This window comes from Nostoc sp. FACHB-892 (assembly GCF_014698795.1).
GTDB lineage: Bacteria > Cyanobacteriota > Cyanobacteriia > Cyanobacteriales > Nostocaceae > Nostoc.
Genome location: NZ_JACJTR010000026.1, coordinates 69,510 through 85,432, shown reverse-complemented (window position 1 = coordinate 85,432; position 15,923 = coordinate 69,510). Strand labels below are relative to the sequence as shown.

Here is a 15,923-nt window from a genome sequence, read left to right as displayed (position 1 = left end):
ATATTTGGTACGCCAGTTTGGTATTTCTTAAAAAGTCGTGACATTAGGAGAATCGCATTATGACCGCTAAAACGAAGGATTCCGCAGTTGCCGACAGTGGAGCTAAACCTCCCTACGCCTTTCGCACAGGCTGGGCACTGTTCTTGTTAGCTATCAATTTTGTGGTGGCAGCCTTCTATTTCCACATTATTGAATAGTTAGAAGTGGAATGGTGCTGCTCAAATCGTTCCTTTGAATAAACCTTTGGGACGAATGAGCAGCACCAAAATCATGATTAACAGTGCTACACCTTGTTTGTACTGCGAACCCAGCCAAGGGGTGCTGATTTCTTGGACGATGCCAATAATAAAAGCTGCTGCGATCGCACCGTAAGGGTTGCCTATCCCACCAAGAATTACTGAGGCAAATAATGGTAAAATTAAAAACCATCCCATATTCGGACGCACGGCTGTAATTAACCCATACATACTGCCGCCCAGTGACGTAAGACTGCCGGCAATTACCCAAGTCCAAAGAATTACTCGGTCAACATTAATACCTGAAACTCTGGCTAAGTCCAGATCGTCAGCAACTGCTCGCATCGCCTTACCAATTTTGGTATTTTGCAGCAAGTAATGCAGCGCCAAAATTGCTAGCACCGCTAACCCCAATACCAATAATTGATTTTGCGGCACCTTTAAACCAAAGATGTCTAAAGCTGGCGTGACAGGTAAATTATAATTTTGGTTCTTGCCACCCCAGATAAAAATAATGCCATTGCGAAGAAATAAGGCAAGTCCGATAGAAATAATAATCAGCGTAGTGGAAGTAGCACGAATAGAGCGCATCTTTGACCAGAGTAACTTTTCCGATAACAGCATTGCTGCTACTGTTCCCGCCGCTCCCAGGATCATCGACAGCCAAATATTGACTCCAATAGTGTTTATTAGCCAGGTCAGATAGGCTCCTAGAGTGAGAAAGTCACCATGAGCGAAGTTAGATAACCGTAAAATTCCGTAGGTAAGAGTGAGTCCGACTGCGGCTAAAGCAATAATGCTCCCAACCGCAATCCCGTTAACGATTAGTTGGGCAAATTGTGTATCCATAAGGCTTAAGTTGCTTTCAAAAATTTTAGATCCGTGGTTTATATAATAATTTTTTCGGATTAGCGGCTAAATTTAACATCATAAGTTATGGTTTATAACAACATAGGTTATGGTTTATAAATAAAAGAGAATTGTCCGCTAATATACATAGAATCCTTTTAGGATTTTTATGCAAAGCTAAACTTGTTCAGCGGTCTAGTTGACCATGCAGCAGTATTCAAGCTTACCAGACCAGAACTCACAGATAGATGCAAGGCCAAAACCTTTGACAACAATTCAGCAACTTCGCGCCAAGTTGTGGCTGGAGAGCAGCTTGAACCAGTTGCAAAGTCGCCTTAGTGATTGTGTACTTTCTGCTTGTAACAATGTCCCACAGGCAGAAGCCGCAGAAGCACAAATTCTCCAAACTGTAGTAAACGAGATTAACAGTGCTGTTCACAGCAGTAATCTGGCGCTTACAGATTGTGCCGTAGGCATTGCTCTGTTTCAACCACAAGAAACTGTTGCCACAGTTTGCTATGTTTCTCGTTCTCCATCGCCAAACTCACAACCTTTATTTTTAGAAGTGCTGACAGCAGAAAAAAAGCTGCTGTTGAGATTGCAAGAGGTTATAGAACTCGAAGATTTGCAACAGCTTGAGAATCAGCAACCACCGAGCGCTTGGCGGTTAGCTGATGATTCTGGCAACGTCATGGGCTGGCTAATTATCGCTCTAGCAGGCCTAAACTCTAATCGTGAGTCGCTCATAGAAGAATTACAAGCTCAACTCAGATCACAATTGATGGCAAGGTCTGCCAAACACTGTACTACAGCCTTAGTACAGCTTAGAAAGATCCTGTCTTGGCAACAACGGTATCAACAGTTAAGTAACTCTAATCAAGAATTGGAGCGCACCAATCAACTCAAAAATCAGTTTCTGGCAAACACCAGCCACGAAATTCGGACACCCCTAAGTTCTATGATTGGGTTTACCCACCTGCTTTTAGCTCAAGGGTACGAACCAACTAAAGAACGCCAGCAAGAGTATTTAAATATCATTCAGTCTAGCGGCAAGCACTTGCTAGCTCTGATAAATGATATTTTGGATCTTTCTAAAATTGAAGCAAATCAACTAGAAGTGCAGTGGGAAACAATAGATGTCCCACTACTGTGTACCAATGTTTTGGCACTGGTGAAAGAGAAAGCCGCTAATAAGGGTTTGAAACTTCGTCTAGAACTTGACCCCGATATTACAACCCTAGTAGCTGATCCCTTGCGACTCAAGCAAATGCTGTTTAATTTACTCTCCAACGCCCTAAAGTTTACTAGTAAAGGAAGTGTTGGCTTACAGGTTGCTCCCAAAGGTGTCTTTATGCATTTTACAGTTTGGGATACTGGCACTGGCATTTCCCAAGAAGACCAAGTTCAACTGTTTGAACCCTATTTCCAAATTGCCAAGGCTGTCGCTGGTGGTGCTGAAGGTACTGGTTTGGGTTTAACAGTGACTCGGAAACTCGCCCAAATTCACGGTGGTTCTGTAAAAGTTGAATCTGAAGTAGATCGCGGTTCCCGTTTTACCCTTGTACTTCCCCTTAAGCAAGAGGCGGGAGATGAGGAAGGAGGGGGAGCAGGGGAAGCAGAAGAGGCAGAGGAAGCAGGGGAAGCAAAATATTCATCTTCTTTGCCTTTCACCTCTAGCTCGTCTGTAGAGATTTTGCTGGTAGAAAATGATTTTCCCAACGCTAATTTGATGCAAATTTATCTACGTGAATTGGGATATCAGGTGACTTGGGTTAAGAATGCTGACGAAATGTGGGAAGCTCTAACACAGTTACACCCAGTGGTGATTTTAATGGATGTTCATCTGGCAGATGCAAATGGTCTTAACTTAGTACAGCAGCTGCGAGAAAATCGGCAATATCAGGCGATTCCGATAATTGTACAAACAGCAAGGGCAATGAAAGGCGATCGCGAAATTTGTTTAGCAGCTGGAGTAGATGACTATATTTCTAAACCGATTGATTTACCACTTTTAGCCAGTCTGGTGGCCAAGTACAGTAAAGCACCAAGCTTAGTTGATGGGGAGTAGGGAATGCCCAATCCCCAATGCCCTATAAGTAATCACTACAATAGAATTTGTTGGGTGCTGTAGGGTTTGGGCAGGATTGAGAAATGATGCTGACAGAAAAATTTGAGCAATTAAAAGCTTTATTTGAAGAAATGGAGCAGGCATTGATTGCCTACTCTGGGGGCGTTGATAGCACTTTGGTTGCCAAAATTGCTTATGATGTGTTGGGCGATCGCGCTTTGGCTGTCACGGCTGTTTCTCCTTCGCTATTGCCAGAAGAATTGGAAGATGCCAAAATTCAAGCCGCAACTATTGGGATTCCTCATAGAGTTGTCCAGACTCACGAGATGGAAAATCCCAATTACACCTCTAACCCTGTTAATCGCTGTTATTTTTGCAAAAGTGAATTGCACGACACTCTCAAACCTTTAGCTTTAGATTTGGGTTATCCCTACGTAGTGGATGGGGTAAATGCCGATGATTTGCATGATTATCGCCCAGGAATTCAGGCGGCGAAAGAAAGAGGGGCGCGATCGCCTTTAGCTGAAGTTAGTGTCACCAAAGTCGAAGTTCGCCAACTTTCGCAACAACTCGGTTTACCTTGGTGGGATAAACCTGCTCAACCTTGCTTAAGTTCCCGGTTTCCTTACGGTGAAGAGATTACTGTCGCTAAGTTGCAACGAGTCGGTAGAGGAGAAATTTTCTTAAGAAAGCTGGGTTGGCAGAATTTACGCGTGCGATCGGAAGGGGATACGGCACGCATTGAATTAGCACCAGAACAAATTAAAGAGTTTGTGTTGACTACGGATTTACACAAAGTAGTTTCTGCCTTTCAGGATTTCGGATTTCTTTACGTAACCTTGGATTTAGAAGGTTATCGCAGTGGTAAGTTGAATCAGGCCTTGAATCGGGAAGCCATGAGCGTTAAATTATAATATTTTGGTTACAAAAGGTAAAAAAAGGTAAAAAATTATAAATTTTTACCTTCTACAGAAACTAGAAAGCAACCGTTAATCTTCCAGGTATTATCTGGTTGTTTTTCCATAAAATATAAAGCCCTTAAGGGAACTCCATCAGGAGCTAATAGTAACACTGGCTGAGTTATGTTTCCCTGGATGGTCGTTATCTCCTCAAAAAAGACAGAACGAGGACGGTATACTGCTGGGTAGCTTATCTTCACCATCCGGATAAAATTTTCTGGGGTTCCAAATTGCGCCTGAATTGCCGGACTAGCGAAGGCAAAAGCCCCTTGGGCATCATCCTTTTGAAAGCCTGCCAATTGGTGTTCAATTACAGAACGTATGGTGATTGCATCGTTGTCAGTAACTTCCATAAATCTAAAATTACGTAGGCGCAGCCCGTTGTAGACATCGCTCCAAGCGTCTTTGTTGGCGTAGCGATCGCTCAATTTTCAAGTTGAGTCAGCTTGTATTCTATCTGCTGTAGTGCCAACCGCCATACATCATACCCCTCTTGAGACAGGTGCAACCCATCTGTGGTCAACTCTGGGCGCAAATTGCCTTCCATATCCGTAAACCAGCTATAAATATTTAGATAATTAGCGCCTTCTTGTTTGGCAATCTGGGTTAGTTGTGTGTTGATGTGACGAATACGGCTATTGGAAAGTTTTACTTGGCGAGTAGGCAAAATGGATTGGACAATGATTTGAGCTTTTGGGTGAGCCTGCCGTAACCGACGGACAATCCGGCGATAATTACGCAAAATTGCATCATCACTATCACCTTTTCGTAAGTCGTTAATCCCAGCCATGATGTAAATTACATTCGGCCGCGTTGCCGAAAATGCCCCTAATCTTTTTAAAACGCCACTGGAAGTATCTCCAGATATACCTTGATTCAGCCACAATTTCCCAGCAGGCAGTTTTTCTCTAGGAAACCACATACTCAAAGAATCACCAATTAAGATACTTAAATGATTTGCACCTTGACCTTGAGCGATGGCTCTAGCTTCTAAAGCCAGTAAACTTTTCCAGTCATCATAAGTTAGTTGACGCTTCTTTATCGACTCCCACAATGATTGCAAATTATCACTATTTACGCGTGTATAAATCTGACCTGTTTTCAGAGCCGCCAATCTTTGGTAGTAAAGTTGATTCCCAGATGTCAGCGAAAGACCAGCTGGTTGGGGGCTGGGGTTGAGTGATGACTCTGTTTGGGCTGGTAATATCTGACTACTAACTTCTGGTAAGGAGATATCAACGCTGTTGATATTTTTCTCACCTGCTGGCTGCGAACTTTTTAGGGGTTGGAACGCTTGGCTGCTGAGTTCTGGTAAGGAGAAATCAACACTGGGGATGATTTGTCTACTTACTATTGTCTGCGAACCTTGTTTTAAATCCCACAGGAATCTAGAATTTTCTGGCAGGACAATTGACAAATGTGGAAGAGCCGATGCTGGTATTGCTAATCCTGTTAACAAGCCTGCTGCCAACAGATAAGGGTCCCTCATCGCTTTGTCTCTCCTCTACTCACTGCTTTTCCCTATGACAGCATTAACTGCATGTATTCAGGAAAATTTTACTTCGGTTAAGTTATTATTCTTATTTACACTGTATAGTTCTGTAAAGCGTATTAACGAGATTATATTAGACAATTCACGATCTCTTTAAAGTACGGTTTTTTCGGTGGTATACAAGTCTTATTTGTAAAGATAGTTTTACTGAAAGCACTATTTTCACAAACTGAGCATTTTTTATAACTCAGTTGTAATAAACATTGCAAGTGTATGCGAACTTGACGATTATTGAGTGATTTTTGAATATCTCAGGACGAAGGGTTTTTGCTTTTGATGTTACTAAATACAAGAAATAACCATTTGATTTCAGCTTTCCAGATTTAAGGCAATTGTAGCGATCGCATGAGAGTTTTCTAAATCAAGGGGCGATCGCTTTTTAATTTCTTATATTAAGATTGAGCGCTGCAAATACACCAGTTATTAAATATAGGATTAGTCAGATTAAAGATTCAAAAACTAGCATCAGAAAGGATTGACACTCAAAGAACTTTCTGACCGTTTTGGAGTAATTTCCATCAAAATTAGAAGTTATGCCAGTCGCCGATAAATGACAACAGTTGATTCTACTGCCAATTGCAAATTAAACCACGATTTTGATGTAGCTATTAAATATTTAAGATAAATTCTAGAGGAATAGGCAAAACTTGAACTTTTAAGGATGTTGATATCATACGATGGCGTGCGTTCAATGAGCAAGCATCAAATTCACCATACTGAAAGTTTGAGACCACTCAAAAAAGAGCTTAAGACCCTCAATCAAAAAGGTTTAGGATAATTTTATAGTCATTTATAGTGCTGTTAAAGACTATACCAGCTATCTTGGGATAACAAAAGTAAATTTTTACCTTTGATGCGATAATTGAAATTTGATATACAATGTCTAGTTGGGGAATAGTGCCCTCTGCTTAGAACCGTTATTCTTTACATAGCTAATTTAAAATTAATGTTTACTCATTGAAGTATGAGTTGAAACACATTGAAATTAAGTTTTAACTATAGAAAATAACTTCATGGGAAGTGCTAAGATTTAGGCTTAATCATTAGTGTTTTCCTTTTCTTCCGTGGCTAGAGCTAGTACAGCGATTGGTGTGAGTCCCATTATTAAGGAGATTGTGCAAAAACAGGCACATTCGACACGTTTGACCCTGAAAGAAGTTATTCTCATGGGGATGTTAGCTATTGACAAACTAGATGATCAAGGTCGTCAAGAGCTAGCGGATCAAGTTCATCAAATGCAGGTGAATGGAGAAATTTAAGTGAATAGTTATGAGTTATGAGTTGTGAGTTATAAATTTTCACTTCTCACTCCTGACTCTTTACTTAATCTTTTACGGGCTAAATCGATAACGACTTCCCGTTATGTAATCCTCGTTAATTTCAAAAGATATCCATCGGCGTTGCAGAGTTTCAGCAACAAACCCGCTTGTGTTAGAACCTGCAAATGGATCTAAAACCATATCACCTTCATCAGTTAAAAATTTGATGAAGAACTCGGCGAACCCTTGAGGAAAACGTGCTGGATGGGGTCTAATTTCTGCTGCTTTACAGCGTCGTAAATAAGCACTATTGGATTCAGTATTAGCAATTTCTAGTAGATTTGGCGGAATTGCACCTTGGTTATCCTTTTGGAATTTATCAGAAATATCATGTCCACTAGGACGTAGTTTAGCCTCATAACCATTTTTGAGTAATTGTTTCATACTTTGGCTATAAGGCTTTAAAACTTTTCTGTTATCTGCTTTAGGATTTGGTGTCTTAGACAACCACCAAACTGTATTTACAGAATCTTTCACGCGAATCCGCCTGATTGTTACCCACTCAGCAGGGGTTGGCAGTCGAGCCGGATTATAGTGGTAAAATTCTTGAGCAAGAAAGAAACCTACTTCCTTGCATAATCTGACTAAAAGTTCGTATTGGTAGATACTCCGCACGGGATTGCCAGCAAGGTAAGCGCCACCTAAATCGAGTACGAATGAGCCATTATCTGCCAGTACTCTTTTAAATTGATAGGCAAAAGGTAGAAACCACTCGATATATTTTTCAGCGGTTTCATTACCGTATTCTTTTTTTCGTGTCAGAGCAAATGGAGGCGATGTAATAATTAAATTAATACTATTATCATCAATAAATTTAATAAGTTTAAGGCTATCACCTAAATATGCTCCTCCGTTCTGCTGGGTATAATAGGGATTAAAAATTATTTCTTTTGGTGACGTTATTGATTCTTCTTGCAAGAGTTATAAAATTATCTTGTTTTTTATAGTTATAACTTGTTTTGGGATTGTTCAAGGATTTAATTTTAACAGTTATTTTTTTAACGCATAGGCGCTTCTCTACGTTCGCGCAGCGTGTCGCAGACAGACGCTACGCGTAGCTTGCTTCCCCGTAGGGGTACGCTTTAACGCAGGGGTAGGAACACAGAGGAAAGCGTAAAGTAATGTAGAGGAGTATATTAACTTCGTATGCCTGTGGATGAGAATATACTCCTGAAATTAGTGAGACTGAAGCACTACCACTTTTTGTATGGTAAAAATTTACCAGACATAATGATTTTAACGCGATCGCCTTTGGGATCTTTTTCTTTTTCCACATCTAAGGTAAAGTCAATCGCGCTCATAATCCCGTCGCCGAATTTGTCATGAATCACGGCTTTAATAGGGAATCCGTATACCTGCATAATCTCGTAGAAACGATAAATTAGTGGATCGGTTGGTACAACCGGGCCTAATCCTTTTACAGGATATTCAGTCAATTCTTTAATACAAGTAACATCTAACCCCAATGCTTCAACTAGTAACTTAGCTTCTTCCTCAGAAGCACTAGCTTGACGGTAGAATAAAGCAGCAATCCATACTTCATCACGTCCGAGAACTTTTTCTAAATCGGCAAAGCTTAGTTTTTTTTCTTGTTTCGCGGCTAATAGCTTTTGAGTGATTTCGGGAATAGACACCTGATAACTCCTATAGTGAATTGTAATTAAAGTTTATTTTAGGCATAGGCTTGGCCTGTCGTAGACATCGCTTTATTTTTAGATAGGTTCTCTATCTTTTAGTGAGTATATGTCTGATTCATCGTTAAGAAGCTGAAAGGCTCCATCAGTCTGAGCAAGTTGCATTAAGTCGCTGGTTGACGGCTCTAATGAATCGAAAAATATTTTTCTTCTAAAAGCGATCGCTCCTGATCAGAGAGAGATAGGATAACTTGTATGAGAGATTCTACGAGTTTAATGTTCATTATTAGAAATATTATATATATCTATATTATAAATAAACTTAGCTCTAATTTTATTGAGGTTACTACTTTTTGCTAAACTGCAAATAGCTTGTTCTAACTTTTGGGATGCAGGTAAACCCAGAGCCAAAAATTGCCTAACCATCGAATATAAATCAGGATCACCTTCTTGAAGCCATTGACAATATTCATCAATAGTAGAGTTATTTAGAAATTCAATATCTGCTTTCAACCAAGGCGATATTGACTGGGTATTACTGTTAATTATTTTTTTTAAAGCTATAGTAATATCTAAGGTTTGCTGATATTGATTTTTTTTCTCTTCTAGATATGCTTCCAAATCAGGATATTTACGCAACTTAACTTTAAAGGCATTTAAGTCATCTAAATAATGTGGCTCTAAAGTTTTTAGCATATTTTTTAATAAAGATTTTTCATAGTGAGAAATATCCAATTCTATAACTGAGGCAAATTTTTCAATTTGTTCAAATTGCGAAATACTCAAATCAAAATTATTTTCTTCAAGAAAAGTAATAATTTCATTAACAATCTCTTGTTCAGAATCTCCAAAGGAACTATAGTATGGCTTTCCAAGACTACGAATTTCTTCAATAATTGAAGTTTCTTGTTCTCTTTGATTGAGAATCTCACCTTTTTTAATAAATTCAGATTCAGCAGATATAGATAAAGAGGTTTCAACCGACTGAATTATAAGTTTATCAAGCTCTAAAGGACTATACCCCATAATGAAAGTTTGTTGTATCAATTGTATTCTTTTATCAGAAGTTTCCTGATCCTTGTATTGATATTTTGAAGAATCTATTAAGGATAATATAGCGTCTATATTAATATCAAAACGCTTAAAAAATCCAGTATCGAGTTTTGCTAAATTAATAACAATACTATTTCTTATAACTTGATTACGTAAACTAGGCTGCCAATCCTTCATTAAGGGAATAAGCTCATCAATAAGCCATTTAGTTTTGCGTATAACACGAATATTATTTGTACCAGTATTTATAAATACTGCTTTAATTACTTCTATATCAGGATTATCTTTAAATATGAAATCTAAGTTCTCTTATACTGTTGGCTCAAGCTTAAATTCTCTATCAATTACTTTCTCTCGATAATCCTCTAAGGCTTTTTTTGATGTTGTATCTTCTAAGAGAATATCTTCATTATAAATTAAAATAATTTTACATTTTAGTTCTTGGACTAGATACTCAACAAACCCAAGTAACTCATCCAGCGGAAGCTTAGATTTCCTTTCAAGGTCATCAATACATATAATTGAATTTTTAACATTTATATTAAAAAGTATGTTAAGTGCTAAGTCACCAGCCACAGAGATTAATGAACCTACTATTGGCATGGGAGATTGTCCTGGCAATACTAAGTCTACTTTTCGAGTTTGTTCTAGTCTTTTAGAATTACGATTTATCCATTCAAAAACATTATTTATAATTCTATTGACAAAATTAAAAGGGAATTCATTTTTTGTTTGATAATCTTTATTATTAGATTCTAGATTATTTTTGTAATTGGCTAATATCCGTGCTTTTAGTTGTTCAATTGAAGAAATCCCAAAAACAGAACCATAATAATAATATTCTTCCTTATGTTTATATAAAAAACTCTGTACTAAATGGGTTTTTCCAACACCCCAATTTCCCTTGACAGCTAAAACCTTATAATTTTCATTATCCAAGAATTTTTTAAGAATATTTTCTGCTTCTTCTCGACTAACTCCAGAATTTGCTTTATTTATATTTTCAGTCATAACCGCCTTTAAACTCCAATTATAAAAGTAAATATTTTGCTAATCCTTAATTCTTCTATCTTAGAAACGCGGATATAAGGGTTCAGTTAGAACCAAAAAGCTTAAGCTACCATTCTCCTCCATTCTCCTCAACTGAACCGTATTTGGATTATCTGTCATATTGTATTAAATCCAAATCTTGCCGACCTTCATATTTATCCAAGAAAAAATCCCCCACCTTGCGGCAGGGGATTTTTATTACTTATCTACAAAACTAGCAGCTTAGTTAACCGAACTTACCAGCAGTAGAAGCAATCACGAATGCGGCGTAAGTCAAGACATAGCCAACAGTGAAGTGAGCTAGACCAACCACACGACCTTGAACGATAGACAGAGCCACGGGCTTATCTTTCCAGCGAACTAGGTTAGCTAGAGGAGTGCGTTCGTGTGCCCAAACAAGGGTTTCAATCAACTCTTGCCAGTAACCTCTCCAGGAGATTAAGAACATGAAGCCAGTAGCCCAAACTAGGTGTCCAAACAAGAACATCCAAGCCCAGACAGACAGGTTATTCACGCCATAGGGGTTGTAACCGTTAATCAACTGAGCAGAGTTAGCCCAGAGGTAATCGCGGAACCAGCCCATGAGATATGTAGAGTTCTCATTGAACTGAGCTACGTTGCCTTGCCAAATACCTAGATGCTTCCAATGCCAGTAGAAGGTAACCCAACCAAGGGTATTGAGCATCCAGAACGCGGCTAGGTAAAAAGAATCCCAACCTGAGATGTCGCAAGTACCGCCACGACCAGGGCCGTCGCAAGGGAAGGCATAGCCGAAGTCCTTTTTATCGGGCATCAGCTTAGAACCACGGGCATCCAAAGCACCTTTGACCAAGATCAAGGTGGTGGTGTGCAGACCTAAAGCGATCGCATGGTGTACCAAGAAGTCGCCAGGGCCAATTGTCAAGAACAAGGAGTTAGTGCCAGCATTGATGGCATCTAACCACCCTGGTAACCAAACGTTAGCGTAGTTGGGCCATGCTGTATTGGCAATACTATCTGGGTTAGACAGCAAGGTGTCTAAGCCGTACAGTACTTTACCATGAGCAGCCTGGACGAACTGGGCAAACACTGGCTCAATCAGGATTTGCTTTTCAGGAGTACCAAAAGCAACCACTACATCGTTGTGGACGTACAAGCTGAGGGTGTGGAAGCCTAGGAAAAGGGATACCCAGCTAAGGTGGGAGATAATCGCTTCTTTGTGCTTCAACACGCGCTCAAGGACGTTGCCTTTGTTTTGTTCTGGGTCATAATCACGTACCCAGAATATAGCTCCGTGAGCAAAAGCACCAAGTATTAGGAAACCAGCAATGTATTGATGGTGCGTGTACAGCGCTGCCTGAGTTGTGTAGTCCTTAGCAATAAATGCATAAGGAGGCATGGCGTACATATGCTGTGCCACCAAAGAGGTGACGGTTCCCAGAGCAGCTAGGTGAATACCTAACTGGAAGTGCAATGAGTTGTTATAGGTGTCGTACAACCCTTGGTGAGGCAGGTTGAACTGACCTTCACTCTTTGTACCAGGTACTAAACCGGATTTGGAGTTCAGCATTTCTTTGATGCTGTGACCAATTCCGAAGTTAGTCCGGTACTGGTGACCAGCAATTATAAAGATAACTGCGATCGCCAAGTGGTGATGAGCTATATCAGTTAGCCACAAAGCTTCTGTCTGGGGATGGAAACCACCCAAGAAAGTCAGAATTGCAGTCCCTGCACCTTGAGATGTGCTGAATATATGCCCAGGAGTGTCAGGGTTTTGAGCGTAAACGCCCCAGTTGCCTGTAAAGAATGGTGTCAAACCTGCTGGGTGGGGTGGGGTATTCAGGAAGTTATCCCAACCTACGTGCTGTCCGCGAGCTTCGGGGATAGCAACGTGAATTAAGTGACCAGCCCAAGCCAAAGAACTAACACCAAACAAACCAGCTAAGTGGTGGTTTAGGCGGGGTTCAGCGCTCTTAAACCATGCCAAGCTAGGACGGTACTTGGGTTGCAAGTGCAGCCAGCCAGCGAACAAGAACACTGCTGCCAACAACAACAGACCAACTGAACCAGTGTACAGTTCACTGTTTGTCCGCATACCGATGGTGTACCACCAGTGGTAAACACCAGAGTAAGCAATATTTACTGGATTACTAGCGCCAGCTTGGGTAAAAGCTTCGATGGCTGGTTTACCAAAGTGGGGGTCCCAAATCGCATGGGCGATGGGACGGATATGAAGGGGATCTTTAATCCACTGTTCAAAGTTACCTTGCCAGGCTACGTGGAACAGGAGGCTGGATGCCCACAGGAAGATGATTGCCAAGTGACCGAAGTGAGTTGCGAAAATCTTTTGGTAAAGATTTTCTTCCGTCATGCCATCATGGGTTTCAAAATCGTTGCCTGTAGCGATCGCATACCATATCCGACGAGTCGTCGGGTCCTGTGCGAGATCCTGGCTAAATTTCGGAAATTTCGTCGCCATAGGTTTAATAAATCCTCTGACCTTTAGCCATCAAGTATCAGCTCGGATAGTTAGGAGTTATGAGTTGTGAGTTATGAGTTGAGATTTATGAGTTGTCAGTTATGAGTTTTCAATTTTTATTTCTAACTCCTAACTTCTAACTCCTAACTTCATTCCTAACTCCTAACTTTTAACTCCTAACTTGTAGAAAGCTGATTGCTACCCTACTGAAAGGATGTGTGCATGGAAGAACGCCCAAGTTGTGGCAATTCCTCCTAAGAGGTAGTGAGCTACCCCTACAGCCCGACCCTGAATAATGCTCAGAGCACGAGGCTGAATTGCTGGTGCTACCTTCAGTTTGTTATGCGCCCAAACAATGGACTCAATTAGTTCTTGCCAGTAGCCGCGACCACTGAACAGGAACATCAAGCTGAATGCCCAAACAAAGTGAGCGCCTAAGAACATGAGTCCATAAGCAGATAGCGCACTGCCATAGGAATTGATGACTTGTGTAGCTTGTGCCCACAAGAAGTCTCGCAACCAACCGTTGATGGTAATCGCGCTTTGGGCAAAGTTACCACCGGTGATGTGAGTTACAGCACCATCTGCATCTACGGTTCCCCATACATCTGATTGCATCTTCCAGCTGAAGTGGAAAATTGCGATGGATATGGTGTTGTACATCCAGAATAGTCCGAGGAACACGTGATCCCAACCAGACACTTGACAGGTACCACCACGACCAGGACCGTCGCAAGGGAAGCGGAAGCCCAGGTTTGCTTTGTCTGGAATCAGACGAGAGCTACGGGCAAACAGGAATCCTTTTAACAGAATCAGGACGGTAACGTGAATTTGGAATGCGTGGATGTGATGGATCATAAAGTCGGCTGTACCCAAAGCAATAGGCATCATCGCCACTTTGCCGCCTACTGCCAAGATTCCACCGCCAAACGCATAGCTAACTGGTTCTAAGGCATTGGGAGCAGTGCCACCAGGAGCTAAGGTGTGGATGTTTTGTACCCATTGGGCAAAAACTGGTTGCAATTGGATTGCTGTATCCGAAAACATATCTTGGGGACGACCCAAGGCACGCATCGTGTCATTGTGGATGTACAACCCAAAGCTATGGAAGCCAAGGAATATACACACCCAGTTTAGGTGAGAGATGATTGCATCTCTATGACGAAGTACTCGATCCAAAACGTTGTTTTGGTTGACCACAGGATCGTAATCCCGCACCATGAAAATGGTAGCGTGAGCCGCACCACCTACTATAAAGAAGGCTCCAATCCACATATGGTGAGTGAATATGCACAACTGTGTAGCATAGTCAGTTGCCAGGTATGGGTAAGGAGGCATGGCGTACATATGGTGCGCCACAATAATGGTCAGCGAACCCAATAAGGCTAGGTTCGTTCCCAACTGAGCATGCCAGGAACTGGTCATGTTTTCATAAAGACCTTTGTGACCTTCCCCGGTGAAAGGACCTTTATGGTTTTCTAGGATCTCTTTAATGCTGTGACCAATACCCCAGTTGGTACGGTACTGATGACCAGCAATGATAAAGACAACTGCGATCGCTAAGTGGTGATGAGCAATGTCAGTCATCCACAAGCCGCCTGTTACTGGGTTTAGACCGCCCTTGAAGGTGAGGAAGTCAGCATACTGACCCCAGTTCAAGGTGAAGAAAGGTGCTAAACCAGCAGCAAAGCTAGGATACAGCTCGGTCAACAAGCCTTTGTTCAAGATGAACTCGTGGGGCAAGGGTATATCTTTAAGAGCTACGCCTGCATCCAAAAGCTTGTTGGTCGGTGCTGACACGTGAATTATGTGACCGGCCCAGCCTAATGAACCACAACCCAGCAATACTGACAAGTGGTGATTCAGCATCGACTCCGTGTTCTGGAACCATTCCAGTTTTGGAGCGCGTTTGTGGTAGTGGAACCAGCCAGCAAATAAGAATAAGCCTGCTAATACCAAGCCACCGATCGCAGTCACGTAAAGCTGGAAGGAGTTTGTGATACCCCAGCCACGCCATACTTGGAACAAACCGGAGGTGATTTGAATCCCGTGGAAACCACCGCCAACATCACCGTTTAAAATGTCTTGTCCCACAATGGGCCAAACGACCTGGGCACTAGGCCGAACGTTTAACGGGTCGCTTAACCAAGCTTCGTAGTTAGAAAACTTCGCACCGTGGAAAATCATCCCACTCAACCAAACCATCACTACGGCTAAGTGGCCGAAGTGGGCTGAGAATATCTTACGGGATATGTCTTCTAAATCGCTTGTATGTGTATCAAAATCATGGGCGAGTGCGTGCAGGTTCCAAATCCATGTGGTGGTTTTGGGACCTCTGGCTAAGGATCTGTCAAAGTGTCCAGGTTGCGCCCATCTCTCGAATGAGGTTGGAACTGGGTCATTATCGACGATTACTCTTGCCTTTTTTTCCTCTCGCTCCGGAGGACTTATTGTCATTCGACCTCCTCTCTAGATAAGGAATGAGGAATCATGAATACCACAAAGTTAACCATTATCACATACTCCAGAATTTTACTGAAGCCGTAATGAACACCCTATGTGGATAGTTGTTTCTCGTTGAATTATAGAGTCTTAACCTGCACTTTGTTAGAGATATTTTAACAATAATTCAAACTTGCTGAAATCTAGCTGGAATTACTGCCTTGTATGCCTTTTAACTTCAAGCTCTTTGTCTAAAAGTCAATAGTTTTTCCATTTAATTTACAAAGAATAACAATTTGTAAA

At 41.2% G+C, this 15,923-nt stretch carries 13 protein-coding genes; 4 read left to right on the top strand and 9 right to left on the bottom strand.

Annotated elements, in window-relative coordinates:
* Positions 1–59: 59 nt before the first annotated feature.
* On the top strand, positions 60–197 hold the full coding sequence (locus H6G96_RS26890; protein WP_190915208.1) for a photosystem I protein PsaX: 138 nt from the start codon (positions 60–62) through the stop codon (positions 195–197).
* A gap of 21 nt (positions 198–218) precedes the next feature.
* Here H6G96_RS26890 and H6G96_RS26885 read toward each other — a convergent pair whose 3' ends face one another.
* Positions 219–1,085, bottom strand: a complete 867-nt coding sequence (locus tag H6G96_RS26885) for a branched-chain amino acid ABC transporter permease (protein ID WP_190915206.1) — start codon at positions 1,083–1,085, stop codon at positions 219–221.
* 205 nt (positions 1,086–1,290) lie between these two features.
* On the opposite strand from H6G96_RS26885, the gene hrmK reads away from it, so the two are divergent.
* Positions 1,291–3,153, top strand: coding sequence for a hybrid histidine kinase/response regulator HrmK (hrmK, locus tag H6G96_RS26880; RefSeq protein WP_190915204.1), 1,863 nt, complete (start codon positions 1,291–1,293; stop codon positions 3,151–3,153).
* An 83-nt stretch (positions 3,154–3,236) separates the two neighbouring features.
* On the top strand, positions 3,237–4,067 hold the full coding sequence (gene larE / locus H6G96_RS26875) for an ATP-dependent sacrificial sulfur transferase LarE (RefSeq protein ID WP_190915202.1): 831 nt from the start codon (positions 3,237–3,239) through the stop codon (positions 4,065–4,067).
* A gap of 35 nt (positions 4,068–4,102) precedes the next feature.
* Here larE and H6G96_RS26870 read toward each other — a convergent pair whose 3' ends face one another.
* Positions 4,103–4,465: a DUF4864 domain-containing protein gene (locus H6G96_RS26870; protein WP_190915230.1), complete on the bottom strand. Its 363-nt coding sequence runs from the start codon at positions 4,463–4,465 to the stop codon at positions 4,103–4,105.
* Positions 4,466–4,536: 71 nt separating this feature from the next.
* Complete coding sequence (locus H6G96_RS26865) at positions 4,537–5,601, bottom strand: SGNH/GDSL hydrolase family protein (RefSeq protein ID WP_190915201.1); 1,065 nt, start codon at positions 5,599–5,601, stop codon at positions 4,537–4,539.
* 1,109 nt (positions 5,602–6,710) lie between these two features.
* Between H6G96_RS26865 and H6G96_RS26860 the strand changes: the two genes are divergently transcribed.
* Positions 6,711–6,923 carry a hypothetical protein gene (locus H6G96_RS26860; protein ID WP_190728355.1) on the top strand — a complete coding sequence of 71 codons (213 nt, stop codon included), beginning with the start codon at positions 6,711–6,713 and terminating at the stop codon, positions 6,921–6,923.
* A 72-nt stretch (positions 6,924–6,995) separates the two neighbouring features.
* Here H6G96_RS26860 and H6G96_RS26855 read toward each other — a convergent pair whose 3' ends face one another.
* The 6 genes from H6G96_RS26855 to psaA all read right to left on the bottom strand — a co-directional run bounded on the left by H6G96_RS26855 (position 6,996) and on the right by psaA (position 15,635).
* Positions 6,996–7,901: a site-specific DNA-methyltransferase gene (locus H6G96_RS26855; protein WP_190915199.1), complete on the bottom strand. Its 906-nt coding sequence runs from the start codon at positions 7,899–7,901 to the stop codon at positions 6,996–6,998.
* Positions 7,902–8,176: 275 nt separating this feature from the next.
* Positions 8,177–8,617 carry a cyanase gene (cynS, locus tag H6G96_RS26850; protein ID WP_190915197.1) on the bottom strand — a complete coding sequence of 147 codons (441 nt, stop codon included), beginning with the start codon at positions 8,615–8,617 and terminating at the stop codon, positions 8,177–8,179.
* 273 nt (positions 8,618–8,890) lie between these two features.
* Positions 8,891–9,847 carry a hypothetical protein gene (locus H6G96_RS26840; protein ID WP_190915195.1) on the bottom strand — a complete coding sequence of 319 codons (957 nt, stop codon included), beginning with the start codon at positions 9,845–9,847 and terminating at the stop codon, positions 8,891–8,893.
* A 132-nt stretch (positions 9,848–9,979) separates the two neighbouring features.
* Positions 9,980–10,681, bottom strand: a complete 702-nt coding sequence (locus tag H6G96_RS26835) for a P-loop NTPase fold protein (protein ID WP_190915193.1) — start codon at positions 10,679–10,681, stop codon at positions 9,980–9,982.
* Positions 10,682–10,946: 265 nt separating this feature from the next.
* A complete protein-coding gene (gene psaB / locus H6G96_RS26830; protein ID WP_190915190.1) occupies positions 10,947–13,178 on the bottom strand; it encodes a photosystem I core protein PsaB in 2,232 nt (743 codons plus the stop codon).
* Positions 13,179–13,376: 198 nt separating this feature from the next.
* Positions 13,377–15,635 (bottom strand): photosystem I core protein PsaA, encoded by a 2,259-nt coding sequence (psaA, locus tag H6G96_RS26825; RefSeq protein ID WP_190915188.1) that lies wholly within the window; start codon positions 15,633–15,635, stop codon positions 13,377–13,379.
* Positions 15,636–15,923: the final 288 nt, after the last annotated feature.

Excerpts from the sequence above, each read along its gene's own strand:
- psaA (WP_190915188.1), bottom strand. The coding sequence starts at position 15,635 with ATGACAATAAGTCCTCCGGAGCGAGAGGAAAAAAAGGCAAGAGTAATC.
- H6G96_RS26885 (WP_190915206.1), bottom strand. The coding sequence starts at position 1,085 with ATGGATACACAATTTGCCCAACTAATCGTTAACGGGATTGCGGTTGGG.
- psaB (WP_190915190.1), bottom strand. The coding sequence starts at position 13,178 with ATGGCGACGAAATTTCCGAAATTTAGCCAGGATCTCGCACAGGACCCG.
- hrmK (WP_190915204.1), top strand. The coding sequence starts at position 1,291 with ATGCAGCAGTATTCAAGCTTACCAGACCAGAACTCACAGATAGATGCA.
- H6G96_RS26870 (WP_190915230.1), bottom strand. The coding sequence starts at position 4,465 with ATGGAAGTTACTGACAACGATGCAATCACCATACGTTCTGTAATTGAA.
- H6G96_RS26835 (WP_190915193.1), bottom strand. The coding sequence starts at position 10,681 with ATGACTGAAAATATAAATAAAGCAAATTCTGGAGTTAGTCGAGAAGAA.
- H6G96_RS26865 (WP_190915201.1), bottom strand. The coding sequence starts at position 5,601 with ATGAGGGACCCTTATCTGTTGGCAGCAGGCTTGTTAACAGGATTAGCA.
- H6G96_RS26890 (WP_190915208.1), top strand. The coding sequence starts at position 60 with ATGACCGCTAAAACGAAGGATTCCGCAGTTGCCGACAGTGGAGCTAAA.
- H6G96_RS26840 (WP_190915195.1), bottom strand. The coding sequence starts at position 9,847 with ATGAAGGATTGGCAGCCTAGTTTACGTAATCAAGTTATAAGAAATAGT.
- larE (WP_190915202.1), top strand. The coding sequence starts at position 3,237 with ATGATGCTGACAGAAAAATTTGAGCAATTAAAAGCTTTATTTGAAGAA.